We start from the raw sequence: 25,377 nt of genomic DNA, 5'->3' as shown, positions 1-25,377 counted from the left end.
AGATGACTCCACGCAGTGAAATTGCGGTTATGGTCGGTTGTCAGATAGATTAGCCCATCGCACAGATAAAGTGCCCGCCTTCCGGCTGAAAACTTCTTCTTTTTTTATTCTAATCAAGCTCAACGATAAGCTGCGGATTCCAGCCTGGCGGCAGCGGATCTGGCCGATGAATGGCTATCTGACTGAGCGACAGCGCCGTGACGCCCTGGGCAAACAACCCTGGCATCCCGCCAGGCCAGGCCTCCACGCCCCAGGGGCGGTCCGTTGCGGGATTAATGGCATAGGCATTATCCAGCCCCATGCCGGTCGGGTTCGCCGGATTGCAGGGTGGCCGAATATCATACCAGCCCTGCTCCGGATGCTCGCTGGGAAGCTGGTCGATTAACACGTGATCGAAGCTGATATGATGCAGCGCGCCGGCCGTTTCACAGTGCAGATTAATCGCCCCCTGCGTGGTACCGGTAAGATGGCTGAACTGTACCCAGGCAATTTCCCCGGGCGTAACCTCAGGATGACGCGGACGAACCGAGATAAATACCGGATCGGCTTTGCCCCAGTGAACCGGCGGCGCATAGACGCAATTAAAGGTGATATGGCTAAAAGAGAGACGGCGAAAGCGCCCGCCGTCGCGACTCAGCAACCCGATGCCGCGGTTTGAATCGATGATAGTGCAGCCGGTCACCACGACATCTTCAATATCATCCCAGGTTTCCGTGCCGATCTTTAGCGCGCAGCTGTTGGAGCGCAGAATGGTGCCGGTAATGGTAATATGCGCCGCCGGACCGCGCAGCGGCGTCGGCTTGTGGGTGGTTTTGATGCAGATGCCATCGTCCGCCGCGCTAAAATAGCTGTCGCTGATGTGAACATAGCGGCAGCTATCGATATCCAGCGCATCGGTGTTCGCCATCGTCAGATCGTTATCAACGCAGAGGCGGCTAATCCTGACCTGCTCGCAGCTCACCAGATGGATTGTCCACACAGGTGCCTGCTCAATGGTAAAATCCTGTAGCGTGACCTGACGGCAGGCTTCCAGTACCAGTATGCGTGGCCGTTGCGCCAGCGGCAAACGGTAGCCCATCTCATCTGCATGCGCAGCAAACCAGGCGCTGGCATTGCCATCTATGCGCCCTTTTCCTTCAATGGTGATATTTTTCTGACCGTACGCATACAGCAACGCCCGCGAGGAGCATTCCGCCTGGCTCTGTGTCTGCGTGGTATAATCTTCTGCCCGACAGCTGGCGATTAACGTTGCCCCAGCGGCAAGATGCAGCGTGAAATTTGCGGGAAGCGTCAGAGAGCCAATCAGGTATGGTCCGGGAGGAACATACAGTGTGCCGCCGCCCTGGGCGGAAATGTCATTAATAGCGCGTTGAAAATGGGCGGTGTCGGCTGTTACGCCATCGGCTGCGGGATGATAATCATCCAGTGAAATAAGCATCGGTGCGTTTCCGGAAAAAACGATGCGTTAATCCCAACACAGATTATATTGAAATGCCATTTCAGCATTGGCTGAATAAAAAGGAAATGTGAGATGTTTCACAACGCGGGCCGGAACGATCCGGCCCTGGCGATCGCTCAGCTCTGTAGTGATTTACCGTGCTGCTGAACCACGCTGCGACGCCATGCGCCAGGTGCCTGGCCGAACTGACGTTTAAAGCTGCGGTTAAAAGATTGCTGAGAATCGAAACCCAAAGAGATCGCTACGTTAAGGATCGGTTCATTGCTGCGGGTAAGGCGATCGGCTGATTTTTTCAGCTTTTGCGAACGGATATACTCGCCCAGCGGATGGCCGGTATGCTCTTTGAACATCCGCTGCAGATGCCATTTTGAATAGCCTGCACGCTCGGAAACGGTATCCAGGTCCAGTCGGCCTTCGATATTGTTGTCAATCCAGTCAATCAGATCGTGAATAAACGCGTCACTTCTCATCTTCTCTCTCCCGTCGCCAGGGCTAATAGTATCAGTATCAGTTGCAGTTACACTTTAACGGTGACTGATTTCACGGAAAATTGCAAACTATATTGATACATTAAATTGACGCCGACGTGCTGAGTGTTTAACGAACAGTAACAAACTCCATATAACGTATTGAAATTATTGATATATAAATGTGCCCCCCCTGTTTAGCATGCTTCTGCCAATAGCATTGATAGGCATACTCTGGCAGGCCTCGAACAGGTGTGACGATTTAAGCAAGAGGAGTGAGACGATGCTTCCAACTGGTATAGACGTCAGCAAAGGCGCACTGACGCCCTACATGGTTTACAACGGTATCAAAGGCTGCATCAAGACACTAAATATCCGGAATGGCTGGTGCGTTGTCCAAAACATATTTCATTGACTCAGGCTTCGCACTGCAGTCTGGAGGACGTACACGGAGTGACAGGTACATTCTTATGTTTATTAAAAACCAAAGAATTATTATTACAGGCGGCCCAGGTTCAGGTAAAAGCAAGTTACTGCGATCACTGAGTGCACAGGGTTTTCTCACTTCGGCTGAAGCAGAACGAGCAATAATTTGGGATCGGACAGCGACTGGAGGGAATGCTCTATCGTGGGTAGATTGTGAAACTTGTGCAGAAAATATGCTGAACTGGGAACTCTGCTCATGGCATGCGGCCGAAGGCAGCATCTCTCCATAACATTTCGGCGGCGAACGCTGCATAAGCCATCTGGTGTATGCTGCGTAAGTCAAAAAGGATAAGAAAAATGGCTGACACGAAAGAGCCCTACTGGAACCGCATGGTTCCCGAGTTGACCGTAAAGGATTTTCCAGCCTCCCTGCACTTCTATACCGACGTGCTTGGCTTTAGTGTCATGATCAGGCGCACAGAGCCGGATTTTGCCTATATCAGCCTTGGTGAGGCGCAACTGATGCTTGAGCAATATCATCAGGGCGGATGGAACACGGCAGAACTCGCCAGACCGCTGGGGCGTGGCGTTAATTTCCAGATAGAAGTGGACGACATTAAACAGATATTCAACCATATAAGAAGCGCATGGCGTAACGCTGTACCGGGATCTCCGCGATAACTACTACAACACCGGAGAAGCGACTGCCTGCCAGCGAGAGTTTCTCGTGCAGGATCCAGATGGATACCTTTTACGCTTCAGCCAGTACATTGAGTAGTGCTCCGATGGTTCTCCCGGGACTCTGCCGGTCACTCCTATTTAACATAAGAGATACGCAGACCAGTGTCCACTATGAGCGTAAGCGGACGTTTAGCGCATGGCGTTTGAGTATGTCCATTACATCGAACAGCCGGCTGGGAGGGGGCCTGAAAGTTAATACAATACAGAGAAAGCAGCATGAAACTGGCAGTAATATCAGATATCCATGGAAACCTTCCGGCGCTGGATGCTGTGCTGGCAGACATTCAGTCTCAGGGTGTCGATAAGATCGTGAATCTGGGAGACATCGTTTCGGGAGGGCTGTTCCCTGCGGAAACCGCTGACAGGCTGATACCTCTTAACATTCCGACTATAAGAGGTAATCACGAAAGGCAACTCCTTGAACAGGATGTTTCAGATATGAGCCTGTCCGACAGGCATGCGTTTGATCGTCTTCACGCTACACCGCTATGCAATTGTGGAACGACATAACGGGTTATGGAATGCAGAACTTAAAGCGATTGATTATGACTGGGAGTCAGCCGCTTCAGTTGCGAGCGCGAATAACCGTCCCGACTGGTTAAATGCACTCAGAACAGGACGGATGTAAGCTTTGTGCTGCTTTATTTCCTGTCATTTAATCGATCTAAGGTTTTTTAACGTCCCCTTCTGGCAAAAGCGGATGTTGTACGTTGAACTGCAATTCACAGCCTGATTTGGTGAGCGGGCTTTACAACGTAAAGGACGTGATTTCGGCTTACAGCTGAGGCTTAGGGGGTTAGCAACTACCTTCAGCGACATGTACAGAAATTAACGCAGTAGCTGCAAGGCAATGTAATCCTCGGTGCTAAGGTATCTTATTGGTATCTCTAATTAGTATGTTGTAACTAAAGACAGTGCAGGCTATGCGGCAGGCAGATTGGTTACACAGTAAGGATCAACAAAGATAAAAAAAGCCGCATTTAGCGGCTCTTTTTGCATGGTGTTTCAGCTTCTGGTTCAGGAACGGCCTCGCAGCCGCTGGTATCTCTGATTTTTAGCTCTTCCAGCGCATCGGCGACTGTGCGCTTTGCCAGCACCTTCAGCGAGGCTTCTTCCGCCTCCTGAGCAATGGCTTTGAAATACCAGCAGGCATTTGCGCTTACCACACAACGCGCGGGAACTTCAGGTCGCGATGCCCAAATTTTCTTGTCTTCAATTACTGAGACATAAATATCACGCAGCGTTATTTGATCGGCGGGCCGTCCGAGGTGAATCGAACCGGTACGGCCTAACGTGGACACGATAATGCCATCGCGCGTCAGCGGCACCATCAGCTTACGAATAAAGCTTGGGTTAGCTTCCAGACCATACGCCAGAATGGCGCTGGTGGAGCGTTTGCCTGACTGCTCCGCCATCGCTACGCTCAAAACCATCTGCAAAGCTGTCGGGAAGCGGTAATCTAACATTTCATCATCCTGAGTTGCGGCGAATCTTATTCTTTTTGGCACCGCGGCTGTGAAGAATCATACGAAATAATATAACAAACACAGTTGCTTTTATGAAGCCAACTAAGGGCGCAAGGCACATAATCACAATTCTTCGCTGCTTTTTCGCTGCGAAAAGCGGGCAACGCGGGTTGCGCCCTGCTGCCCTGCCGTTACGATTTCTCAGGCATTGCCCGCTGCTGCGGCAGCCGCATTTTTAACAGTACGGTAAGCAACACATTGATCAGCGCCAGCGCGCACAGCAGCAGCAAGGTAGCCTGCGCACCAAAGTGTTGAAAAACCCAGCCACCGATTAATGGGGTTAGCGCCTGCCCAATTAGCGCTGGCCGCGCCATCCGCCCGGCGACAATGGCATACTCTTCCGGTTTTACCAGCGCCAGCGGCAGCGTGCCGCGCACAATCGCCCGAAGACCGTTACCCGCCCCGTAAAGCAGCATGCCGATTATCGCCAGATGGGGAAACAGCAACAGAATAAGCAGCCCCAGCGCGACCAGCCCCACTGAAAACAGCGTGGTCCAGAGCGGATGACCGCGCCGGAATGCCATATCCACCACGCGCGAAGCCACCTGGCACGGCCCCAGGATGGCGCTTAACGCCAGCGCGGCAGCCAGCGTATAGCCCTGACTCTGCAATAACGTAATCAGCTGTACCGAAATGGCGGTCATGATCACCGACGCCAGGGTAAAGATAGCGCACAGCAGCCAGAAGAGATCCTGCGCTATCGCCTCCTGTTTGCCTGATGCCGTGTTAGTGACCAGGCTGATTTTGCGACCGCCTCCGGCCGGTAAAGAAAACAAACAGGCCGGGAGGACGCTAACCACCAATAATGCAGCATAAGCAAAACAGGCATGCCGCCATCCCAGCCATTCAATAAGCAAAGCGCAAAACGGCCATACCAGCGTGGTACAAAAGCCGGAAATGAGCGTAATGCTGGTAATGGCGCGGCGTGCCATTCCACCATACAGCGTGCCTAGCGTGGCAAACAGCGCATCATACAGCCCCATTGCCATACCCACGCCGATAATGGTCCAGGCCAGCAGAAAAAGCCACAGCGAATGACTCAGTCCGACCAGTACCAGACCCGCAGCCAGTACGCCGCCGCTGGCAGCAAGCATAGTGCGTCCGCCGGTGCGGGCGATGATACGGCCGCATAAGGGTGCCAGCATGCCGGAGATCAGAATTGCCAGCGACAGCGCACCGTAAATCCATTGCTGCGACCAGCCTGTCTCCCGGCTTATTGGCGCGGCCAGCACCGCCATAATATAGAAAGATCCGCCCCATGCGATGATCTGTACCATGCCTAACATAACGATGCCGGCCAAACCGGGATAAGCGATCTTCTGTTGCAATCCGTTTTCTCTTAGTTAGCCGTGGTGATGATCTTCAGCGCAGCCGCGCTGGCCTCATCGTCAGGAATATAAACCAGCAGGCGATCGCCGTTACGCGGTGCCGACCACCAGTTATTCTGCCGCAGCGCCAGCCTGCCGGCCTGAGGATGAGAAAAATGTTTCACCCGATTTTCAATGCTGCGTAGCTCATAGCGTTGCCAGGTATCGCGAAATTCGGCTGAGCTGGTGAGCAGCCGTTCCAGAAAATCTTCCCAGTGCGGATCGCCCAGGTGCTCGCCCATTTGCGCCCGAAACATTGCCACCATATGCGGCATCACCTCTTCCCAGTCGGCGACGGCGCTGCGCCAGCCAGCATGATTAAACGCCAGCCACATACAGTTGCGTTGCTCTTGTGGCAGGGTTTCCACATCAACATTCATCAGGCGCGCCCAGGCCTGATTGTGTCCCATAATATCAAAGCACTGGTTTTGCACCACGGCGGGCAGTGGATTCAGGCTGTCCAGCATAATGCGCGTATGGGCCGACAGTTTGGCGCAGGCTTTAGCAGCCTGAGACGCCGGATACGCTTGCCCGGCAAGGCGAAACAGATGCTGCGTCTCCGCTTCGTTACACTGTAACGCCGTAGCGATAGCAGCAAGGGTTTTAGCTGACGCTTTAATCTCTCTGCCCTGCTCCAGCCAGGTGTACCAGGTTACGCCGACATCAGCCAACTGCGCCACCTCTTCCCGACGCAGGCCCGGCGTCCGACGATGGCGCATACGCGGCAGGCCAAGCCGCACCGGATCGAGACTCTCACGCCGGCTCCGCAAAAAGTCGCCTAACAGGCGGCTGCCCGATTTTTCCGGCGTTTCCGCACGGCTTGCGTTTGGCATTTTCTCTTCTCCCTGGTCAGGCTGGTAGCACTAATACCATGATAAGCAAAAACTGGTACCCGTTTAATCAATGGTTGATGCTAAGCCCCACCTGTAACAAAAACAAGAGAAGCGTTATGAACACGACAACGTTAAGAAAAGCCGGACTGATGGTTTTGCTCGCCGGTCAACTGCTGCCAATGATTGATTTCTCCATTGTTAACGTTGCGCTGGATGCGATGGCCGCCAGCCTGCACGCAACCGCCATTGAGCTGGCGTTGATCGTCGCGATTTATGGCATCACCTTTGCCGTCTGTCTGGCGATGGGTAGCCGCCTGGGCGATAACTTTGGCCGTCGTCGCCTGTTTATCAGCGGCGTTTGGTTATTTGCTCTGGCCTCGCTGCTGTGTGGCCTGGCAAACAATGTTATTACGCTGCTGCTGGCGCGCGCGCTCCAGGGCATTGGCGCAGCGCTGGTGGTGCCGCAAATTCTGGCCACGCTGCACGTTACGCTGCAGGGACGCGAACATGCGCGGGCGATTGGTCTGTATGGAGGCATTGGCGGGCTGGCCTTTATTATCGGTCAGGTGCTGGGTGGCTTTTTGATCGGCGCAAATATTGCCGGTTACGGCTGGCGCAGCGTATTTTTGATCAACCTGCCGGTTTGCCTGGTGATCTTATTGACCGCAAGGCGTTTTATCCCTGAAACCCGCAATGCTCAGCCGTTGCCGATCGATAAAGCCGGAACGTTGCTGCTCGCGGGCGCAACCGGCAGTTTGATGGTGGCGCTGGCACTCGGGCCGGTGCTGCACTGGTCATGGCCGTGCCTGTTGCTGTTGATGCTGTTCCCGCTGCTGCTGATACAACTGTGGCGAACAGAAATCGCGCTGGAAAAGCGTGGCGGCGCGCCGTTGCTGCCTCCGGTACTGTTGCGCTTGCCCAGTATGCGTTTCGGCATCAGCCTGGCAGTGCTGTTTTTTAGCTGCTGGAGCGGTTTTATGTTTGCCGTCGCTCTCACGCTGCAGTCAGGCATTGGTATGAGCGCTTTTTCATCCGGCAACGCTTTTATTGCTTTAGGCGCGACCTACTTTATCGTTTCCGTCAGTTCGACGCGGATTGTGGAAAAGCTGGGTAAACGCCATACCCTGCTGCTGGGCTGCGTTATACAGATGAGCGGCTTATTGTTATTGATGGCAACCTTTTACTACGGCTGGTTAACGGTAAATATCTTCACCCTGATACCCGCAACAGCGATTATCGGCGGTGGTCAGGCGCTTATTGTCAGCACGTTTTATCGTATTGGCATGGCTGACGTCCCTAGCGATTATGCCGGGGCCGGTAGTGCTACCCTGTCTACGGTGCAACAGGCTGCATTTGGTATGGGCCCCATGGCGCTGGGCTCGCTGTTTACGCAAATGCTACAGCAGGGAGATTATCAACAGGCAGTGCTGGCTACGCTGGCAGCGGAATGGCTGCTGATGTTGGTTCTGGTGCTGCGTACCTTAGGCTCAAAACGCACCTTTGTCGCTTCCTGTCAGGCAGCCAGAACGTCCAGGTAGTACCAGGATGGATTATCCGGTCTTTTATTATTATTGACCGGATAGTCGCTGATGAAATATTAACAACAAGCAACCACTCATAAATATTGAAAAATATTAACAATTCTCATTCAATTAATTTGACGCTAATGTTCTTCACATAAAAATTACCGTCTCATTTTTCTTTTCACCACCCATTAAGTCATGATAAATAAAATTAACTATCTGTTTATTAAAGTATTTTATAAATAAAAAAACGTCTGTCATTATTTTTTTAGCGTTCTGAGAACGCTATTTTTGTTTTTACTGGGCTTTTTGAAAAAACGCACTATATTAAATAACCATGTTGCAAAATATTTCATCAACAGAGAACGCATCATGGGGAAATTTTATTACGTTAATATCAAGGCTGGCTCGTCAGGTGTTTATCGGGTTCATTCCGCCCACTGTGCTTCGCTCGCGCCTGAAAACGATCGCTTTTTCTTAGGCACTTTCTATGCGCCGCTTGATGCGATCAAGCAGGCAAAAAAGTATTACGCCCGTGCTGAAGGATGCAAAAACTGCTGCCCTCTGCCAAAAAAGAAAAAAGAATCCCATAAAAATCAGACATCTATTACTGCACTCTCTTCCTGCTAACGTTGCAGACTACACACACAGCTTCAGGCTCTGGCGCCGCTGAACCCCTTCAGACTGCCAGAGCCGGATATCCTACCGTCGCGCCCTTTCAGGTTAGACGGATGTTTGTAAGGATATTTTTTTATCGCACTGTTTCACTCTTGCTGTAAATCGACCACAATAGTCATTAAATGTGATGTAAATCACCTTTTGGTGATGAAATCATCAATTCTGTTAACACGTCTGGCATCCATTTATTCCTATGCAAACATCTGTTTCCCGTAAAACGGCCTGGCTACGCGTTGTTCTGCTGGCTGTCGCAGCTTTTATATTCAACACCACCGAATTTGTGCCGGTGGGTCTGCTTTCTGATATCGCCGCGTCATTTTCCATGGAAACGCCTGAAGTAGGCATTATGTTGACCATCTATGCCTGGGTAGTGGCATTAATGTCGCTCCCGCTCATGCTGGCAACACGCAATATAGAGCGCCGGCTGTTGCTGACGGTACTTTTCCTGCTGTTTACCCTGAGCCATATCCTGTCGCTGCTGGCCTGGAGTTTCCCGGTACTGGTGCTGTCACGCATTGGTATTGCGCTGGCACACGCTATCTTCTGGTCGATTACCGCCTCGCTGGCGATCCGCGTTGCCCCTGCCGGCAAGAAAACTCAGGCGCTCAGCATGCTGGCTACCGGCACCGCACTGGCGATGGTGTTGGGCGTGCCGATTGGACGCATTATCGGCCAGTATCTTGGCTGGCGTATGACCTTCGGTATGATCGGCGCGTCGGCGTTGGTACTGATGCTGATGTTGATTAAGCTGCTGCCGAAGCTGCCAAGTGAGCATACCGGCTCGCTCAGTAGCGTGCCGATGCTGTTCAGACGTCCGGCGCTGGTCGGCATGTATCTGCTGGTTACGCTGGTGGTCACCGCTCACTATACCGCCTACAGCTATATCGAACCCTTTATGCAGGTGATTGCCTCACAGGGGGAAAACTTTACTACTTTCCTGTTGTTGATTTTTGGCACAGCGGGCATTGTTGGCAGTATTATCTTTAGCCTGCTGGGCAACAGATTCCCTTCCGCGCTGCTGCTGAGCGCTATCGGACTGATTACATTGTGCATGGGGCTGTTGCTGTTCGCAGCGGTTCATCCGGTTGCGGTTTCCGTGCTCTGTGTGGTCTGGGGTATGGGCATGATGACCATTGGCCTGGCGATGCAGGTACGCGTGCTGTCGCTGGCCCCGGACGCTACCGATGTGGCGATGTCGCTTTTTTCCGGCATCTATAACATTGGCATAGGCGCAGGTGCGCTGTTAGGTAATCAGGTCAGCCTACATTTCAAAATGGCAGATGTCGGCAATGTCGGCGGTATCCTTGGCCTGCTGGCGCTGTTCTGGTGCATCTTTATTTTCCGGCGCTATCCTCAGCTACGCAGCAATGGTTAAATGAATGAAGGGGCCATTCGGCCCCTTCATTATTGCGTCCGTTTAACGTCGTGCGGGGTGATAACCTGCCCGCTACTCCAGATAAAATACGGGCTTCAGCGGCTGGCTTACCGGACTATTATCTGCATTTGAGGGCATAAGCTCACGCATTGATGCCCACCAGCGCTGGCAGATCTCAGTCTGCGCTATCGCTTCCCAGCGTTCTTCCGATTCAATTTCCACACAGGCAAACAACAGGCTGCGCTGCTCATCCAGAAAAATGCTGTAGTGATGCGCCCCATGCGCCTTTAGCGTCTGCTCCAGTTCAGGCCAGACAGGCGAGTGGCGCTGCTGATAGGTTTCATGGCAGTCTGGATAAACCTGCATCACAAAGGCTTTACGCAACATGGGCCGGTCCCGTATCCAGTGCGGCCTGCCAGGGATTAACGTTAAAGCGTTTACCCAGCGCCACCAGTTGTTCAGTGGTTATGCTCTGGCGCAGCCCCCCCATAGAGATGACCTTTACCAACACTTCCGACGATTTCTCAGCGGTATCGATCAGGCCGAAGGTTTCATCCAGCGTCGGCCCTGCGCCGAAAATACCGTGAAAAGGCCACATCACCAGGCTGTGCGACTGCATCTGTTTAGCGGTGGCATCGCCTATTTCATCGGTGCCCGGCACCATCCAGGGCACAATGCCAACGCCATCCGGGAAAACCACCAGACATTCAGTGCTGCCTTCCCACAGCAGGCGGGTAAAGCGTGCCGGATCCAGCTCCACAACATAGCTCAGCGCCATAAAGTTGGTGGCATGGCAGTGCATAATCACCCGATCGGCGCCGTTGGTAAGCTGCTTGCGCACGCTGTGAGACTGGAAATGGGAGGCCAGCTCGGAAGTTGGCACCCCACCGTTCACCAGCCCCCAGTGAATTTTACAGGAGAGGCCTTTATCATCCACCTGCAGCAGCGCCAGAGAGTCAGCGGGATCGAGCTGCACGTTGCGAAAAAACTTGCCGGAACCGGTCACGATAAACCAGTCATTGGCCAGCCCCGGTGCCGCCCGGCTCAGTTCAATGCAGCGCGGTTCAGCCACGAAGTCGTGCTGGAATGCGGCTACCTCTTCCGGCAGCAGGCGCAGGGTTATATTACCGCCGTTGCGCTCATCCCAGCCTTTTAGCCACATGTCGCTGGTGGCCTTAACCATTCCCTGGACAAACCAGGAAGAAAGAATCGATTGCATAAGTGTCATCCTTACCGTTGACTGAGGATCTGCTCTTCATAATCGCGCACGCTGCGCAGCCAGCCTGCATCCGCCGGCACATCGTGGCGCAAACAGTAACTTTCCCATACCGCCTGCCACGGCAGTGATTTTTGCTCTTCCAGCAGCGCCAGGCGTGCCGTGTAATCACCGGCAGCTTCAATGGCGTGTAGCTTCCCGGTTGGCTCCAGCAGCGCACGCAACAGCGCTTTTTTGGCATTACGCGTCCCGATAACCCAGGCGGCGATGCGGTTGATCGAGGCATCAAAGAAATCGAGGCCGATATGCACCTTATCGAACAGCTTCTGACGCACAATTTCATGCGCTATTGCCTGGGTTTCATCATCCAGCAGCACCACATGATCGCTGTCCCAGCGCACCGGACGGCTGACGTGCAGCAACAGACGCGGCACATAGAGCATCACGGCAGAGATTTTGTCGGAGATCATTTCGGTAGGATGGAAATGGCCAGCGTCCAGCGTCAGCGCGGTCTGGCGGCTGGTGGCATAGCCCAGGTAAAACTCATTAGAGCCCACGGTATAGCTCTCTGCCCCGATGCCGAACAGCTTGCTCTCGACAGCATCGATATGATGGGCCGGATTCAGCTTTTCGCTCAGCACCTCATCCAGCGCCTGCATCAGCCGCTGACGCGGAGCCAGACGATCCACGGTTACATCTTTCATGCCATCCGGCACCCAGATATTCATGACCGAGGGCGTACCCAGCTGTTCGCCGAACCAGGCGGAAACTTTGCGGCTTGCTTTGCAGTGATCGATCCAGAACTGACGAATGCGCTCATCCGCATGCGATAGCGTAAAGCCGTCGGCGCTCAGCGGATGGGAGAAACAGGTTGGGTTGAAGTCCAGTCCCAGCTGACGCTCTTTCGCCCAGCTCACCCAGTTAGCGAAGTGCTGCGGTTCGATCTCATTACGCTCCACCGGCCCGTCGCTTTCCAGATAAATCGCGTGCAGGTTAAAGCGTTTCGGGCCGGGGATCAGCTCCAGGGCCACATCAACATCTGCCCGTAGCTCAGAGGCGTTACGCGCGCGGCCCGGATAGTTACCGGTGGCCTGAATACCGCCGGTCAGCGCGCCCTGCGGATTTTCAAAACCGCGTACATCGTCCCCCTGCCAGCAATGCATAGATACCGGGATGGTATCCAGCTGCTCCATTGCGGCTTCGACATCGACGCCGTTATCAGCATAGCGCTGTTTCGCCAGTTCAAAAGCCTGTTCTGTAAGCCTGGTCATAAGCATAGTTCCTTACGCGGTTGTTTCAGCGCCTGAAAACGCAACCAGCCGTCGGTTAGCGCGCTGTCTGAGAGAGGTTGAATAAGATGAGAAGGAAAATTCCGGGCAACGCAGCGGCGGAAAGCGTTAACATCCGCCATTTCGCCGTGAGCAATCAGCTGGCTGCCGACATTGCCCAGCGTTGAGGCCTCAACAGGGCCAACGCTAATCGGCAACTGGCAGGCGTTGGCGCAGAGCTGATTCAGCAACGGATTCTGACTGCCGCCGCCCACAATATGCAGACGGGTAAAAGCGGTGCCGCGCAGCGCGGCCAGCTCCTCGCTGACCTGCCGATAGAGCAGCGCCAGACTATCGAAAATGCAGCGCGCCAGCGCTACCGGACTGTGGGGCACCGGCATCGCCTGCTCTACGCAGGCATCCTGAACTTCCCGCACCATACTGGCCGGATTGATAAAGCGCGCATCGTTGGCGTCGATAATCGACAAACAGGCGGGATAATGCGCAGCCTCATCAATCAGTGCGCAAAGATTGTCGATTTGCAGCTCATCGCAGATGCGCTGCAGCAGCCAGAGCCCCATAATGTTTTTCAGAACGCGATAGCGCCCCTCCGCTCCGCCCTCATTGGTGATATTGGCCTCCAGCGCGGCGTGGTCATTGAACGGCGTGCGGCTTTCAAAACCCAGCAGCGACCAGGTGCCTGAACAAAGATAGGCTTCATCGCTGTGGGCGAGCGGTGTCGCCAGCACGGCGCTGGCGGTATCGTGTGTGGCGACGGCGACCACCGGGATGCGTGCGCCGCTGCGGCTCTGCCATTCCCCTACGGGCATACCGGGCAGCTGCGGCTTGCCAAACCACCCGGCGTGCGCGCCAGCCCAGTTCAGCAGCGTGCTGTCCCACTCGCCGGTAGCCAGATTCAGCAGTTGCGTGGTGCTGGCGTTGGTATATTCCCAGTTCAGCTGACCGGTCAAACGGTACTGCAGATAATCGGGGATCATCAGGGCGTGCGCGACGCGATCCCGCTGTTCAGGATGTGCCTGGCTGAAGGCGCGCAGCTGATAAAGCGTATTAAAGGGCAGGAACTGGATGCCGGTATGCTGCCAAATAACATCACGACCAAGTTCGCGCTGCGCCTGCGCCATTAGGCCGTGAGTGCGTTTATCGCGATAGGAAACCGGCAGGCCGACGCGTTCGCCGGCCTGGTCGAGCATGATCATATCCACGCCCCAGGTATCGATGCCGATGCTGTCCGGCACCACGCCGCTCGCCAGCAGCTGCTCCAGTCCTGCACGAATCGACTGCTCCAGCGCGTCGATATCCCAACAGTCATACCCGTCAATCTGACAACGTTGATTCGCAAAGCGGCTAACCTGCTCCAGCGTAAGCGCCTGCGTTTCCGGCTGGTAGCGCGCCAGCATAATACGGCCGCTGGAGGCGCCGAGGTCGATGGCAACAAAATTGCGGTGCGTCATAAGATTCGCTTCCTGATGAAACATGCTCACCAGTGTAAAAAGCGGTGAATTCTGCACCTTGCTGACAGTGCCAATGTTTTAATCCGCCTGGCAGGGGCGTAAAGAAGAGCGTGAAGCAGCTCACAGATCTGTTGTTCCCTGTTGCCGCAACACGATGTGACCCTTGCCGCAATTCTGAAGATTTCCAGCTGTTTCTTGAAAAATTAACCGGTTAACCCTGTTTTGCGGTGCAAAATTCAAGGTAAGTTAAGCACGCGCTGGCTAGTATCGGTCACACAGAGGTCAACGAGGACGCACCATGACCGTATTACATAGTGCCGATTTTTTTCCAGATGGCGATCTGCCGGTCGCGATTGAACCCCGCGCCCCGCAAAGCGTGTTCCCTGAACATCATCATGATTTTCATGAAATCGTGCTGGTGGAACAGGGTGCCGGCATTCATATCTTTAACGGCCAGCCCCAGTCGCTGTGTGGCGGCTGCGTCTGTTTTGTTCGCGATCACGATCGTCATCTTTATGAGCAAACGGAAAATTTATTTCTGACCAATGTACTGTGGCGCGGACCGCAGGCGTTTCGCTTTCTGACCGGGCTGGAGGATTTACTGCCGCAGGAGTGCGATGGTCGTTACCCTTCCCACTGGCGCATCAGTAATCGGGTGATGGCACAGGCGAAAACGCTGGTAGCGCAGCTGCAGGAGCCTGACGGCAGCGATGCCATAGAGCAGCGTGTGCAACAGGAACTCACCTTTATGCAACTGCTGGTTTTGCTGCGTCAGGGCTGCCGGGAACAGGAGAGCGATGCGCAGGAGGCTCGTCTGTTGCGCCTACTTGACTGGCTAAACGAACACTACAGTGAAGATATTGACTGGGATGCGTTGGCCGATCGCTTTTCACTTTCGCTGCGCACGCTCCATCGCCAGCTTAAACAGCAAACCGGCAGTACGCCGCAGCGCTACCTTAACCGGCTGCGCCTTTTGCAGGCGCGTCACCTGCTGCGCCACAGCGAAATGCGGATTACCGATATTGCATTTCAGTGCGGCTTTGGCGACAGCAATCATTTTTCGACCCTGTTTCGCCGTGAATTTGGCTGCGCCCCGCGCGCTGAGCGACAACAGATGTGGTAACAGGAGAACAGCATGGGGTTAATTCTGGCGAAGGCGGACTATTTTCCCTCTGAAGCGATGCCGGTGGCGGTAGCCGACCGGGCGCCGCAGCCCTCTTTTCCGCCTCATCGTCATGAATTCAGCGAAATTGTCATCGTCTGGCGCGGTAACGGTCTGCATGTGCTTAACGATCGTCCCTGGCTGGTGACCTGCGGCGATCTGTTCTATATCCAGCACAGCGACTGCCACAGCTATGAGTCGGTAAACGATCTGGTGCTGGATAATATTCTCTATTGCCCGGAACGCTTTCGGCTCGGGCTGGACTGGAGCCAGCTGCTGCCGCTGGATGACGCGGACTATCGCGCCCACTGGCGCTTAACCACGCGCGGCATGGCGCTGGCGCGCGGCGTGATTGTACAGCTGGAGCAGGAGAGCCGTAAAACCGATATGCTCTCGATGCAGCTGGCGGAGGCGCTGTTCCTGCAGCTGGCGCTTATTCTGCGGCGGCATCGCTACGTGGCCGAACGCGCCGGCGAACTGCCGGAAGGCGAGCAGCTCGATCTGCTGATGTCCGCCATTCAGGCCAGCACCGCCCGCCCCTTCGATCTTGCCGCTTTTTGTCAGCATAACCGGCTCAGCGAACGCGCTCTGAAGCAGCTGTTTCGCCAGCAAACCGGCATGACCATTGGTCATTATCTGCGTCAGCTGCAGCTCTGCCAGGCTAAATATCTGCTGCGCAATACCGATCTGCTGATTGGTGAGGTGGCGTTCCGCTGCGGCTTTGATGACAGCAACTACTTTTCCGCCGTTTTTACCCGCGAAACCGGGTTCACTCCCAGCGCCTGGCGTCAGCGTTTTGAGCGCGCCAGCAAGCCACAGCCGCTGCCGGAACAGCAAAAATAGCCCGATTTTGCTTTTAACGCCGCTGTGTGAAAGCCTTCGCCGCTCTCCCTGATGCCACCTCAAACCCTGCATTCGCTCAGAAGAGCCTGCCGTGCGGCCAGGCTCTTCTGCCCGTTAGCCTGCCATTCCCATCCCAACGACATTTGCCGCCAGAATAATGACCAGGCAACCTACAGAGAGTACACGAACCGGACGACGTCCTACCGCATGCCACTCTTTCATCAGCAACCCGACTATGCCGCCGCACAGCACATACAGGCTCATATGCAGCATCCAGCTGACAAAGTCATACTGCGCCGGAATGTTGGCGTGACCCCAGGCATAGAAAAAGAACTGCAAATACCACATCAGGCCGCCCAGCATAGCAAAGGCAATATTCGCCCCCAGCAGCGGCTTCGCCAGCGAGAAATCAGCTTTTAGCGACAGCGACGGCTTCACTGCCAGACGGACAAAGCACCAGGCCAGGTTTACCAGCGCTCCGCCCCCCATGATCACCACATAGCTTGGCAAAGCGACGTAGAGGGGATTGATGCCGGCAGCGGCGGCAGCCTCATGCATCGGTTTCGCCGCATCCATCGCGAATGACATACCGGCGGAAAAAATCCCGCACAGCACCGCCAGCACCAGCCCCTTTTTCAGATTGAACTCTTCCGCGTTGATACCCAGCGCACGCTCTTTCAGGAAACCGGCACGGGAAACAATAATCACGCCGATCAGCGCAATCAGGACGCCCAGCAGCGTCATCCGTCCGCCAGCGGAGCTGAACAGCACCATAAAACGCCCCTGCAAAAGCGGCGTCATCAACGTCCCGACCACCAGCGTAATGCCGATGGCAATACCAATCCCCATCGACATACCGAGATAGCGCATGGTTAGCCCGTAGTTAACGTTGCCTATTCCCCACATGGCGCCAAACAAAAATACCGGCAGCAGCTGCGCGGCGCTGAACTGTTGAAAATAGCCCCAGAAATCGGGCAACAGCACCGCGCTGACCGCCCAGGGCAGAATTAACCAGGACATCAGGCCGCCCACTGACCACATGGTTTCCCATGACCAGTGTCGGACGCGTTTAAAAGGGGCATAGAAGCAGGCGGCGCTGGCGGCACCGACCAGATGCCAGAGAATGCCGGCAAGGATTGCGTTGTTCATCGTTATTCCTTCGTAAGGTTGAGGCCAGCAGGAGAAGACTCTCCCGGTTACCGCGAGTCTAAAGAGTTCATTTCCTCACCAGCCTTTCGCTGGCTGCCCGCCTGTGTCCCCTTGTGGCAAAAATCAGCAGATGGCCGCGATAACGATCACAAATTCATTACAATCACCCTGTTGCGTCCATTGCAGCCGCCGCCGCGCTAACCCCTTGCTTCAAAAGATGAATTTCAGGTTATGCCAGCCTCGTCAGGTTAATCCCTGTATTTTTGCCAGTTCCTGAAGCGCAATGGCATTCAGCGGAAGGTCAAATCTCTGCGTCCAGGTCAAGGTGGCAAAATCAAACAATTCCATATCTTTTTATTAACCATAAAAAGCAGAATTGATAACGGAGAGCGGATGAATGGCAACTATTCAAAAACAAATGTATATCGACGGCGAATTTCAGTCTCATCAGGGTGCCTGGATTGAGGTAATCAATCCGGCAACGGAAGCGGTGATTGCTCAGGTGCCGGAAGGTAGCCGCGAAGATGTGCAGCGCGCTATCGATGCGGCTGAGGCGGCACAGCCGCAGTGGGAAGCGTTGCCGGCGGTAGAGCGTGGCGTCTGGCTGCATAAAATCGCCGCCGCCATCCGTCAGCGTGAACCGGAGCTGACCGCAACGATTGTTGCCGAAGGGGGAAAAACCCGGGGCCTGGCGCAAACCGAAGTGCTGTTTACCGCTGACTATCTTGACTATATGGCGGAGTGGGCACGCCGTTACGAGGGCGAAATCGTGCAAAGCGATCGCCCTGATGAAAATATTTTCGTCTTTAAAAAGGCGATTGGCGTGACGACCGGCATTTTGCCGTGGAACTTTCCTTTCTTTCTGATTGCACGTAAAGCAGCGCCAGCACTGATCACCGGCAATACCATTGTGCTCAAGCCCAGCGAAGTTACCCCGCTCAACGCGGTGATATTTGCTGAGATTGCGCAGCAGGTGGGGTTGCCTAAAGGGGTGCTTAATATTGTTTTCGGCTACGGTCCGGTGGTGGGCCAGGAGCTGGCCGCCAATCCAAAGGTAGGCATGGTCAGCCTTACCGGCAGCGTCAATGCCGGAATTCAGACCATGACGGCGGCGGCGCAAAATGTGACTAAGGTGTCGCTGGAGCTGGGCGGCAAAGCGCCAGCGATTGTGATGGACGATGCCGATCTCGATCTGGCAGTAAAAGCGATTGTGAGTTCACGCATCATCAACTCCGGCCAGGTCTGTAACTGCGCCGAGCGCGTTTACGTACAGGAAGGCATCTATGACGCCTTTATGTCGCGTCTGACCACGGCCTTCAGCAAGATAACCTGGGGTAATCCGGCGGAACAGCAAGATGTGGATATGGGGCCGTTGATCAGTGCCGCTGCCCTGCTGCGCGTGGAAGAAAAAGTGGCGCATGCGCTGCAACAGGGCGCTCAGCTGATTACCGGCGGGAAGCGCGCTGGCGAGACCGGCTATTTCTTCCAGCCCACGATCCTGAGCGGCGTTAAACAGGATATGGCGATTATGCAGGAGGAGATCTTCGGCCCGGTCCTGCCGGTTACCACTTTCCGCACGCTGGACGAGGCGATTGCGCTGGCTAACGACAGCGAATATGGCCTGACCTCCTCGCTCTATACGCAAAACCTTAATACCACGATGATCGCCCTGCGCCAGCTGAAATTTGGTGAAACCTATATCAACCGGGAAAATTTTGAGGCAATGCAGGGTTTTCATGCGGGCTGGCGTAAGTCAGGTATCGGCGGTGCCGATGGCCGTCATGGACTGGAAGAGTATCTGCAAACCCACGTAGCCTATTTGCAGTTTAAATAAGTGGATAAGCGAGCGGCGTGGCGCTATCCACGCTACTCGCCTTATTCTGCCGGGGTCACGCACTCTATCAAGCCGGGCTGCCAGTAAGTGACATTGTCACATACAGAAAGTGACAATGTCATAACCTCTGAGCTCATCTCTCAGGGCGCAATCAGGCTGCCACGCAACGGAGGAAAACAGGCCTGCTCTCCGCTGATCAACTGTAGCGCCCGCTGCGCCAGCATATCCAGCGGCCACGTCATTTGCGGCATATCTGGCGCGCCGACCACCGGCACCGCGCCGTCAAGGCTGAATACCATCACATCCTGCGGCACCTGACGCTGATAGCGACGCAGCAGCGCAATCGCCTCACGGCTTTTGATATAGTCGGTCACCAGTAAGGCATCAAATGCAGTATGACGATTGATAAGGGCTTGCAGCGCAACGCTGACCGATTCCTCCTGGCCGCAGATAAGCTGACGGTTATAAGGCAGCGCGACGCTCTCCAGCGCATCGCAATAGCCTGCCAGCACCTGCTGCTCCGCCTCACCGTGGCTAAAGTTAAACAGCACGATTTTGCGTCGCTGCTGGCTGAAAAGGTAATGACAGGCGGTCAGGCTGGCGAACTGGTAGTCAATGGCCAGCTGTGGCCCTTCACCGCCGTCGAGACAATCAATCAGCACCGCCTGCTTTGCTTCATCCGGCAGCGCAAAGCGCGCCCCCACCACCATCACCGCATCGCAGCGTCCGGATCCCAGCTCTTCCATCGCCTGCGCAACCGCCGGCGCGCTGTTGGCAAAGCGCAGCAGCAGATGTTTACTCTCCTGGCTCAGCGCCTTTTCCAGCGCCTGCAGATAGCCGGTAGCCTGCTGCACATGTTCAGTTGCGCAGATCACGCCGATACAGTGGGTTTTCTGATAGCTTAAGGATTGCGCAATGACGTTCGGTTTATAATTCAGCTTCTCAACGGCGCGCAGCACGGCGTCGCGGCTCTCTTCCTTAACGCCGCGACTGCCGCTGAGCACCCGGGAAACGGTGGCTTTTGATACTTTTGCCAGGCGCGAAACATCATTAATACTCGCCATAAGGGTGCTTATCTCTCCGCTCAATCGCTGTTTTGCGTAAACCCATGCTCGCTGGCTACGCGCGCAAACCACTCACCGCTTTTTTTCACGCGGCGCTGCTGACTGTCAAGATCGAGCTGCACAAAACCATACCGGTTTTTATAGGCGTTGCTCCATGACCAGTTATCGATAAAGGTCCACATATGATAACCCAGACAGTGCGATCCCTCCTGCAATGCCCGATGCAGCCAGATTAAATGTTCGCGCACAAAGTCGATGCGATAGTCATCCTGGATCTGTCCCTGCTGCTCAAAACGCTGCTCATCCTCAACGCCCATGCCGTTTTCAGAAATAAAACAGCGCGGGTTGCCGTAATGCTCACGCAGATTGCTGAGAATGTCATAAATACCCTTTTCGTAGATTTCCCAACCGCGATACGGATTCATCTTGCGCCCCGGCATCGCATAATGTTCGAAAAACCACTCCGGCATAAACGGACTCTGTGGGTTGACCAGCGAATCACGGCATTTCACCCGACGCGGCTGATAGTAGTTGATGCCCAGTAAATCGACCCGCCCTTCCGCCAGCAGCGCCTGATCGCCGGGCTGGCTGGCAGGTAATTGCTGATGCTCTTCCAACAGCACAACCAGCTCAGCCGGATAGCGGCCCAGCAGCGCCGGATCGAGAAAGCTGCGGTTAAAAAAGAGATCGGCGATATGCGCCGCCTGCTGGTCAGCCGGATGCGCTGAGCGTGGGTAAGAGGGCGTCAGGTTAAGGATAATGCCAATTTCACCCGGATATTGCCCTTGGCGGAACAATTGCACCGCGCGCGCGTGCGCCAGCATGGTGTGATAGGCCACCGTCGCCGCACGCCGAAAATCCACCACGTTAGGGTAATGGAAATCATACAGATAGCCGCCTTCCACCGGCACAATCGGCTCATTAAAGGTGAACCAGTGTTTCACCCGATCGCCAAACAGGCGGAAGCAGGTTTGTGCGTATTGCGCATAGGCCTCAACCACTTCGCGATTTTCCCAGCCGCCTAGCTGCTGCATCACCATCGGCATATCAAAATGGAACAGATTGATAAAGGGCGTGATGCCCTGGCTTAACATCTCGTCAATGATTTGATTATAAAAGCGCACCGCTTCGGGGTTAACCGCGCCGCGCCCGTCCGGGATCAGGCGCGACCAGGCAATCGAAGTACGAAAAGTGTTATGCCGCAACTGTTTCAACAAGGCGATATCTTCACGCCAGTGCTGATAAAAAGCTGAAGTCTGTGCTGGCCCCACCTGTTGATGAAAACGGGTCGGCGCTTCAGCAAACCAGCGATCCCAGATGGTTTCACTTTTGCCAAAGTTCAGGCTTTCGCCTTCAGATTGTGGCGCGCTGCTGGCGCTGCCCCACCAAAAGTCTGCGGGAAACTGATAGTGCATAATGGTGCTCCTTATGGGGTTTGCAATCCGGCGCCGGACGCCGCTGCGCTTTGACTGGCCTGTGCTTCCTGCTGTAACAGACTACGCTCCCACGCTTTAACAAACGGCAGATAGATCAGCGCGGAAAGTGCCATACAGAACAGACACATTATTACCGGACTAAATGCCCAGTTTGCCGCCCAGGAAGCGCCAATCGGCGCAGGCGTCGTCCAGGGCGCCATTGAAACCACCTGCGCCACCCAGCCCAGTTTGGTGGCGGTCCAGGCAAACACGGCATTGATCATCGGCACCAGAATAAACGGCAGGAAAAAGAGCGGGTTCATGATAATCGGCATGCCGAACAGAATCGGTTCATTGATATTAAAGAAGCTTGGCACGATGCCCATTTTGCCAATGGTACGCAGGTGCGCTGCCCGGCTTCGCAGCAGCAGGAATGCCAGCGGCAGCGTGGAGCCGACGCCGCCAATCAACAGATAAAAATCCCAGAAGCCCATCAGGTAGGTGTGAGGCAGAGCCTGCCCCGCTTCCAGCGCCGCCTGGTTGGCGGCCAGGTTGGTAAGCCAAAAGGGATTCATTATGCCGGTGACAATCAGCGCGCCGTGGATGCCGGCAAACCAGAGGATCTGGCAAATCAGTACCGAAAGCAGCACCGCCGGCAGGGAATCGGAGGCGGAAACCAGCGGCTGCAACAGATGCATAATCGCCTGTGGAATGATCATGCCGGTCCAGGAGGCTACCAGCAAATTAAGCGGATGCAGCGTGGCGACAATCACGATCACAGGAATCAAAATTTCAAACGAGCGCGCAACCCCGGTAGGCACCTCTTTCGGCAGGCGGATGGTGATATTTTTCCGCTTCAGCAGCGCATAAATTTCGCTGGTATAGATAGCGGTAAGAATGGCGGTAAAGATCCCCTGGCCAGAGAAATAGTCGGTGGCGATTTTACCATCCTGATAAGGCGCGGCCACCAGCAGAAAACCCATAAAGGCCAGCAGGCCGGTCATTACCGGATCGAGCTTGTAGTGTCGCCCCAGGCTGGCGCCAATGCCAACCGAGATAAAAAAAGTCATTACGCCCATGCTGAGATAGTACGGCAGCATCAACTGGTCGCGATAGCGCAGCGAGAGATCGAGCCAGCCGCGCGCAAAGCTCCACTGACTGTCGGCGGCAAAGGGCGGGAAAATAAATACCAGCATAAAGGAGCCGATTATCATAAACGGCAGCGCAGAGACAAAGCCGTCACGGATAGCCACAACATGGCGCTGCTGACCGACAGCACCGGCCAGCGGCGTAATCTTGCGCTCAATGATATTAATTAAGCCCTGATAAAGTGATGCCATTATGCCACCCCTTTCTGCTCAATCAGCTGGATCGCATAATCCAGTACTTTATCACCGCGCATCGTGCCGTAATCCATCATGTTAATGGTGGCAACCGGGATGCCTTCGCTAACGGTTTTCGCCGCCAGGCTTTCCTGCATATATTTTACCTGCGGCCCCAGCAGCACCACGTCATAGTGGGCAAAGCGTTCATCAAACTCGGTGGCGCTGAAGGCGGCGATTTCCGCTTCCAGCCCACGATTTGCGGCTTCATCCTGCATTTTCTTTACCAGCATGCTGGTAGACATTCCGGCAGAACAGCAAAGCATAATTTTATACATGATCCTGGCCTTCTCACGGTTTCGACCTGCCTATAGGAAACAAAATGGAAACCGGTTTCCATAGCGGCCATATTATTTTGCGAGAGAGTTCATGTATTGGGTTTGGAAAAAAGAATGGGCTGTGATTTTGTTCACGATTATTAATGTAATAACGGCCATTCCCTGGGTAATAAAACTGTTTCAGAAGCGATACAGTACAGCGCGGATCAATCCCCGCGCTTTACCTGAGTGAGTGTGCAACGGCCAGCGTTTAGTTTTTAAGATCGACCTGATAAAAGATATGTTTGCCAAAAGGATCGATTTGATAGCCGATGACTTCCTTACGTACCGGTTCAAACAGGGTGGAATGGGCGATCATCACCGCTGGTGCCTGATCATGCATCACCTGCTGTGCCTGCTGATAAAGCTGAATGCGCTTGTTGTGGTCCTGCTCGGTACGCGCCTGGTTAATCAGCTTTTCAAACGGTTGATAGCACCATTTAGCCGAGTTGGAGCCGCCATTGGCGGCGGTGCAACTAAACAACGGACTGAAGAAATTATCCGGATCGCCGGTGGCGGTGGTCCACCCCATCAGCGCCGCCTGATGTTCGCCGTTTTTTACCCGCTTGAGATATTCGCCCCACTCATAGCTGACAATGCGTGCCTTGATGCCCACTTTGGCCCAGTCGGACTGGATCATCTCCGCCATGCGCCGTGCGTTGGGATTGTAAGGACGCTGCACCGGCATCGCCCAGAGATCGATAACGGTGCCCGGCTTAATGCCCGCCTGCGCCAGCAGCTGCTGCGCCTGCTGAGGATCCCAGGCATAATCCTTCAGCGCACTGTCTGCGCTCCAGACATCAGGCGGCAGCAGATTTTTGGCAACGCTGCCGGTCCCATGAAAAATCGCCTCGATAATCGCCGGTTTATTGATCGCCATGGTTAATGCCTGACGCACTTTGACATTATCCAGCGGCGGTTTTTGCGTGTTAAACGCGAGGAAACCGGTATTCAGCCCTGACTTTTTCATCAGCACCAGATCCGGGTTTTCCTGCATGCGCGGCAGATCGGCTGGATTAGGAAACGGCATCACCTGACATTCATTCTTTTCCAGCTTGGCATAGCGCACTGAAGCATCCGGCGTAATGGTAAACACCAGCCGATCCAGCTTCGCTTTGCCCTGCCAGTATTCCGGGAAAGCCTTATAGAGAATGCGCGAATCCTTTTGATACTGCAGCAACTGGAAAGGGCCGGTGCCAACCGGATCTCTGTCGACGCGCTCCGGCGTGCCCGCCTTCAACATTTTATCCGCGTATTCGGCGGAATGGATTGAGGCGAAATACCATGCCAGATCGGCCAGAAACGGCGCTTCAGCATGTGCCAGGGTAAAGCGCACCGTATGGTCGTCTACTTTTTCAATCTTCTTGATCAGGGTGCCAAATTCCAGGCTTTCGAAATTGGCATAGGTCCCGCCAGAAACGTTGTGGTAAGGATTTTTACTATCCATCTGGCGCATAAAGGAAAAAATCACGTCGTCAGCATTGAATGTGCGCGTCGGCTTAAAATATTTATTGCTGTGAAAGTGAACATCCTGCCGCAGATGGAAGGTATAAACCGTGCCGTCAGGGCTGATATCCCAGCGTTGCGCCAGGCTCGGCTCCAGTTCAGTGGTGCCGGTTTTAAACTCTACCAGTCGGTTAAAGATGGGAACCGCGCTGGCGTCAACGCTGGTGCCGGAGGTGTAAAGCTGGGGGTTGAAGTTTTCTGGCGATCCCTCTGCACAATAAACCAGCGTTTTCGCCGCTGCCGCCGTGCTGAACAGCATCATGAGCGCTACGCCCGTTACCGTTTTTTTCATCTCGGTCCTCGCTTTTAGTTGACTTAATCCGCTGGCAATGTGTAAAACAATTTAACATCTGG

Annotated in this window: 23 protein-coding genes and 1 pseudogene; 9 read left to right on the top strand and 15 right to left on the bottom strand. The window is 54.5% G+C overall.

The annotated features are described in order from the left end of the window. Positions 1-109: 109 nt before the first annotated feature. Both ACQE32_RS05060 and ACQE32_RS05055 read right to left on the bottom strand, forming a co-directional pair. Positions 110-1,438, bottom strand: coding sequence for a glycoside hydrolase family 28 protein (locus ACQE32_RS05060; protein ID WP_427021423.1), 1,329 nt, complete (start codon positions 1,436-1,438; stop codon positions 110-112). Between the two features lie 137 nt (positions 1,439-1,575). Then, a complete protein-coding gene (locus tag ACQE32_RS05055; protein WP_085071702.1) occupies positions 1,576-1,929 on the bottom strand; it encodes a helix-turn-helix domain-containing protein in 354 nt (117 codons plus the stop codon). A 377-nt stretch (positions 1,930-2,306) separates the two neighbouring features. Here ACQE32_RS05055 and ACQE32_RS05050 point away from each other — a divergent pair, with 377 nt between their 5' ends. The 3 genes and pseudogenes from ACQE32_RS05050 to ACQE32_RS05040 all read left to right on the top strand — a co-directional run bounded on the left by ACQE32_RS05050 (position 2,307) and on the right by ACQE32_RS05040 (position 3,603). After that, positions 2,307-2,642, top strand: a complete 336-nt coding sequence (locus ACQE32_RS05050) for an AAA family ATPase (protein WP_427021422.1) — start codon at positions 2,307-2,309, stop codon at positions 2,640-2,642. A 67-nt stretch (positions 2,643-2,709) separates the two neighbouring features. Further along, positions 2,710-3,130, top strand: a pseudogene (locus ACQE32_RS05045) (bleomycin resistance protein). 179 nt (positions 3,131-3,309) lie between these two features. Continuing rightward, positions 3,310-3,603, top strand: a complete 294-nt coding sequence (locus ACQE32_RS05040; RefSeq protein ID WP_426972545.1) for a metallophosphoesterase family protein — start codon at positions 3,310-3,312, stop codon at positions 3,601-3,603. Between the two features lie 470 nt (positions 3,604-4,073). Here ACQE32_RS05040 and ACQE32_RS05035 read toward each other — a convergent pair whose 3' ends face one another. From ACQE32_RS05035 to ACQE32_RS05025, 3 genes are all read right to left on the bottom strand, one after another. Continuing rightward, positions 4,074-4,559: an RrF2 family transcriptional regulator gene (locus tag ACQE32_RS05035; protein WP_426972544.1), complete on the bottom strand. Its 486-nt coding sequence runs from the start codon at positions 4,557-4,559 to the stop codon at positions 4,074-4,076. Between the two features lie 191 nt (positions 4,560-4,750). Next, positions 4,751-5,905: an MFS transporter gene (locus ACQE32_RS05030; RefSeq protein WP_426973064.1), complete on the bottom strand. Its 1,155-nt coding sequence runs from the start codon at positions 5,903-5,905 to the stop codon at positions 4,751-4,753. A gap of 53 nt (positions 5,906-5,958) precedes the next feature. Beyond that, positions 5,959-6,819, bottom strand: a complete 861-nt coding sequence (locus ACQE32_RS05025) for a helix-turn-helix transcriptional regulator (RefSeq protein WP_427021421.1) — start codon at positions 6,817-6,819, stop codon at positions 5,959-5,961. 116 nt (positions 6,820-6,935) lie between these two features. Here ACQE32_RS05025 and ACQE32_RS05020 point away from each other — a divergent pair, with 116 nt between their 5' ends. From ACQE32_RS05020 to ACQE32_RS05010, 3 genes are all read left to right on the top strand, one after another. Beyond that, positions 6,936-8,357, top strand: a complete 1,422-nt coding sequence (locus ACQE32_RS05020; RefSeq protein WP_426981717.1) for an MFS transporter — start codon at positions 6,936-6,938, stop codon at positions 8,355-8,357. Positions 8,358-8,633: 276 nt separating this feature from the next. Then, positions 8,634-8,972: a hypothetical protein gene (locus tag ACQE32_RS05015; RefSeq protein WP_426972541.1), complete on the top strand. Its 339-nt coding sequence runs from the start codon at positions 8,634-8,636 to the stop codon at positions 8,970-8,972. Between the two features lie 241 nt (positions 8,973-9,213). After that, complete coding sequence (locus ACQE32_RS05010) at positions 9,214-10,395, top strand: sugar transporter (protein ID WP_426972540.1); 1,182 nt, start codon at positions 9,214-9,216, stop codon at positions 10,393-10,395. Positions 10,396-10,467: 72 nt separating this feature from the next. Here ACQE32_RS05010 and rhaM read toward each other — a convergent pair whose 3' ends face one another. The 4 genes from rhaM to rhaB are packed head-to-tail and all read right to left on the bottom strand — an operon-like array spanning position 10,468 to position 14,351. Then, a complete protein-coding gene (gene rhaM / locus ACQE32_RS05005) occupies positions 10,468-10,782 on the bottom strand; it encodes an L-rhamnose mutarotase (protein ID WP_426972539.1) in 315 nt (104 codons plus the stop codon). Then, the gene (rhaD, locus tag ACQE32_RS05000; RefSeq protein ID WP_085071694.1) at positions 10,772-11,614 is read right to left on the bottom strand and encodes a rhamnulose-1-phosphate aldolase; all 843 of its coding nucleotides are present in this window, start codon (positions 11,612-11,614) and stop codon (positions 10,772-10,774) included. Before rhaD ends, rhaM begins: the two co-directional genes overlap by 11 nt. An 11-nt stretch (positions 11,615-11,625) precedes the next feature. After that, a complete protein-coding gene (locus ACQE32_RS04995) occupies positions 11,626-12,882 on the bottom strand; it encodes an L-rhamnose isomerase (RefSeq protein ID WP_426972538.1) in 1,257 nt (418 codons plus the stop codon). Then, positions 12,879-14,351 carry a rhamnulokinase gene (gene rhaB, locus ACQE32_RS04990; RefSeq protein ID WP_427021420.1) on the bottom strand — a complete coding sequence of 491 codons (1,473 nt, stop codon included), beginning with the start codon at positions 14,349-14,351 and terminating at the stop codon, positions 12,879-12,881. Before rhaB ends, ACQE32_RS04995 begins: the two co-directional genes overlap by 4 nt. 298 nt (positions 14,352-14,649) lie before the next feature. On the opposite strand from rhaB, the gene rhaS reads away from it, so the two are divergent. Then, positions 14,650-15,474: an HTH-type transcriptional activator RhaS gene (gene rhaS / locus ACQE32_RS04985; RefSeq protein ID WP_085071691.1), complete on the top strand. Its 825-nt coding sequence runs from the start codon at positions 14,650-14,652 to the stop codon at positions 15,472-15,474. A 12-nt stretch (positions 15,475-15,486) separates the two neighbouring features. Continuing rightward, positions 15,487-16,356 (top strand): HTH-type transcriptional activator RhaR, encoded by an 870-nt coding sequence (gene rhaR / locus ACQE32_RS04980; RefSeq protein WP_427021419.1) that lies wholly within the window; start codon positions 15,487-15,489, stop codon positions 16,354-16,356. A gap of 114 nt (positions 16,357-16,470) precedes the next feature. On the opposite strand, the gene rhaT is transcribed toward rhaR, so the two are convergent. Further along, a complete protein-coding gene (gene rhaT / locus ACQE32_RS04975; RefSeq protein ID WP_250649991.1) occupies positions 16,471-17,505 on the bottom strand; it encodes an L-rhamnose/proton symporter RhaT in 1,035 nt (344 codons plus the stop codon). Positions 17,506-17,902: 397 nt separating this feature from the next. On the opposite strand from rhaT, the gene aldA reads away from it, so the two are divergent. Then, positions 17,903-19,339, top strand: coding sequence for an aldehyde dehydrogenase (aldA, locus tag ACQE32_RS04970; protein ID WP_427021418.1), 1,437 nt, complete (start codon positions 17,903-17,905; stop codon positions 19,337-19,339). Positions 19,340-19,479: 140 nt separating this feature from the next. Here aldA and ACQE32_RS04965 read toward each other — a convergent pair whose 3' ends face one another. The 5 genes from ACQE32_RS04965 to ACQE32_RS04945 all read right to left on the bottom strand — a co-directional run bounded on the left by ACQE32_RS04965 (position 19,480) and on the right by ACQE32_RS04945 (position 25,315). Next, complete coding sequence (locus ACQE32_RS04965; RefSeq protein ID WP_427021417.1) at positions 19,480-20,403, bottom strand: LacI family DNA-binding transcriptional regulator; 924 nt, start codon at positions 20,401-20,403, stop codon at positions 19,480-19,482. 20 nt (positions 20,404-20,423) lie between these two features. Continuing rightward, on the bottom strand, positions 20,424-21,818 hold the full coding sequence (locus ACQE32_RS04960) for a glycoside hydrolase family 1 protein (protein WP_426981722.1): 1,395 nt from the start codon (positions 21,816-21,818) through the stop codon (positions 20,424-20,426). A gap of 11 nt (positions 21,819-21,829) precedes the next feature. Beyond that, on the bottom strand, positions 21,830-23,158 hold the full coding sequence (locus ACQE32_RS04955) for a PTS sugar transporter subunit IIC (protein ID WP_426972527.1): 1,329 nt from the start codon (positions 23,156-23,158) through the stop codon (positions 21,830-21,832). Further along, positions 23,158-23,478, bottom strand: a complete 321-nt coding sequence (locus tag ACQE32_RS04950) for a PTS sugar transporter subunit IIB (RefSeq protein WP_426972526.1) — start codon at positions 23,476-23,478, stop codon at positions 23,158-23,160. The genes ACQE32_RS04955 and ACQE32_RS04950 overlap by 1 nt, the downstream gene beginning before the upstream one ends. A gap of 250 nt (positions 23,479-23,728) precedes the next feature. Continuing rightward, the gene (locus ACQE32_RS04945; RefSeq protein ID WP_426972525.1) at positions 23,729-25,315 is read right to left on the bottom strand and encodes an ABC transporter substrate-binding protein; all 1,587 of its coding nucleotides are present in this window, start codon (positions 25,313-25,315) and stop codon (positions 23,729-23,731) included. Positions 25,316-25,377: the final 62 nt, after the last annotated feature.

Origin of the sequence: Pantoea sp. FN0302, from assembly GCF_050113775.1 — a bacterium.
GTDB lineage: Bacteria > Pseudomonadota > Gammaproteobacteria > Enterobacterales > Enterobacteriaceae > Mixta > Mixta alhagi.
This window is presented reverse-complemented; position numbering and strand designations above follow the sequence as displayed.

Coding starts and splice junctions, on each gene's coding strand:
- ACQE32_RS05060 (WP_427021423.1), bottom strand. CDS start 1,438: ATGCTTATTTCACTGGATGATTATCATCCCGCAGCCGATGGCGTAACA.
- ACQE32_RS05055 (WP_085071702.1), bottom strand. CDS start 1,929: ATGAGAAGTGACGCGTTTATTCACGATCTGATTGACTGGATTGACAAC.
- ACQE32_RS05050 (WP_427021422.1), top strand. CDS start 2,307: ATGGCTGGTGCGTTGTCCAAAACATATTTCATTGACTCAGGCTTCGCA.
- ACQE32_RS05040 (WP_426972545.1), top strand. CDS start 3,310: ATGAAACTGGCAGTAATATCAGATATCCATGGAAACCTTCCGGCGCTG.
- ACQE32_RS05035 (WP_426972544.1), bottom strand. CDS start 4,559: ATGTTAGATTACCGCTTCCCGACAGCTTTGCAGATGGTTTTGAGCGTA.
- ACQE32_RS05030 (WP_426973064.1), bottom strand. CDS start 5,905: ATGTTAGGCATGGTACAGATCATCGCATGGGGCGGATCTTTCTATATT.
- ACQE32_RS05025 (WP_427021421.1), bottom strand. CDS start 6,819: ATGCCAAACGCAAGCCGTGCGGAAACGCCGGAAAAATCGGGCAGCCGC.
- ACQE32_RS05020 (WP_426981717.1), top strand. CDS start 6,936: ATGAACACGACAACGTTAAGAAAAGCCGGACTGATGGTTTTGCTCGCC.
- ACQE32_RS05010 (WP_426972540.1), top strand. CDS start 9,214: ATGCAAACATCTGTTTCCCGTAAAACGGCCTGGCTACGCGTTGTTCTG.
- rhaM (WP_426972539.1), bottom strand. CDS start 10,782: ATGTTGCGTAAAGCCTTTGTGATGCAGGTTTATCCAGACTGCCATGAA.
- rhaD (WP_085071694.1), bottom strand. CDS start 11,614: ATGCAATCGATTCTTTCTTCCTGGTTTGTCCAGGGAATGGTTAAGGCC.
- ACQE32_RS04995 (WP_426972538.1), bottom strand. CDS start 12,882: ATGACCAGGCTTACAGAACAGGCTTTTGAACTGGCGAAACAGCGCTAT.
- rhaB (WP_427021420.1), bottom strand. CDS start 14,351: ATGACGCACCGCAATTTTGTTGCCATCGACCTCGGCGCCTCCAGCGGC.
- rhaS (WP_085071691.1), top strand. CDS start 14,650: ATGACCGTATTACATAGTGCCGATTTTTTTCCAGATGGCGATCTGCCG.
- rhaR (WP_427021419.1), top strand. CDS start 15,487: ATGGGGTTAATTCTGGCGAAGGCGGACTATTTTCCCTCTGAAGCGATG.
- rhaT (WP_250649991.1), bottom strand. CDS start 17,505: ATGAACAACGCAATCCTTGCCGGCATTCTCTGGCATCTGGTCGGTGCC.
- aldA (WP_427021418.1), top strand. CDS start 17,903: ATGGCAACTATTCAAAAACAAATGTATATCGACGGCGAATTTCAGTCT.
- ACQE32_RS04965 (WP_427021417.1), bottom strand. CDS start 20,403: ATGGCGAGTATTAATGATGTTTCGCGCCTGGCAAAAGTATCAAAAGCC.
- ACQE32_RS04960 (WP_426981722.1), bottom strand. CDS start 21,818: ATGCACTATCAGTTTCCCGCAGACTTTTGGTGGGGCAGCGCCAGCAGC.
- ACQE32_RS04955 (WP_426972527.1), bottom strand. CDS start 23,158: ATGGCATCACTTTATCAGGGCTTAATTAATATCATTGAGCGCAAGATT.
- ACQE32_RS04950 (WP_426972526.1), bottom strand. CDS start 23,478: ATGTATAAAATTATGCTTTGCTGTTCTGCCGGAATGTCTACCAGCATG.
- ACQE32_RS04945 (WP_426972525.1), bottom strand. CDS start 25,315: ATGAAAAAAACGGTAACGGGCGTAGCGCTCATGATGCTGTTCAGCACG.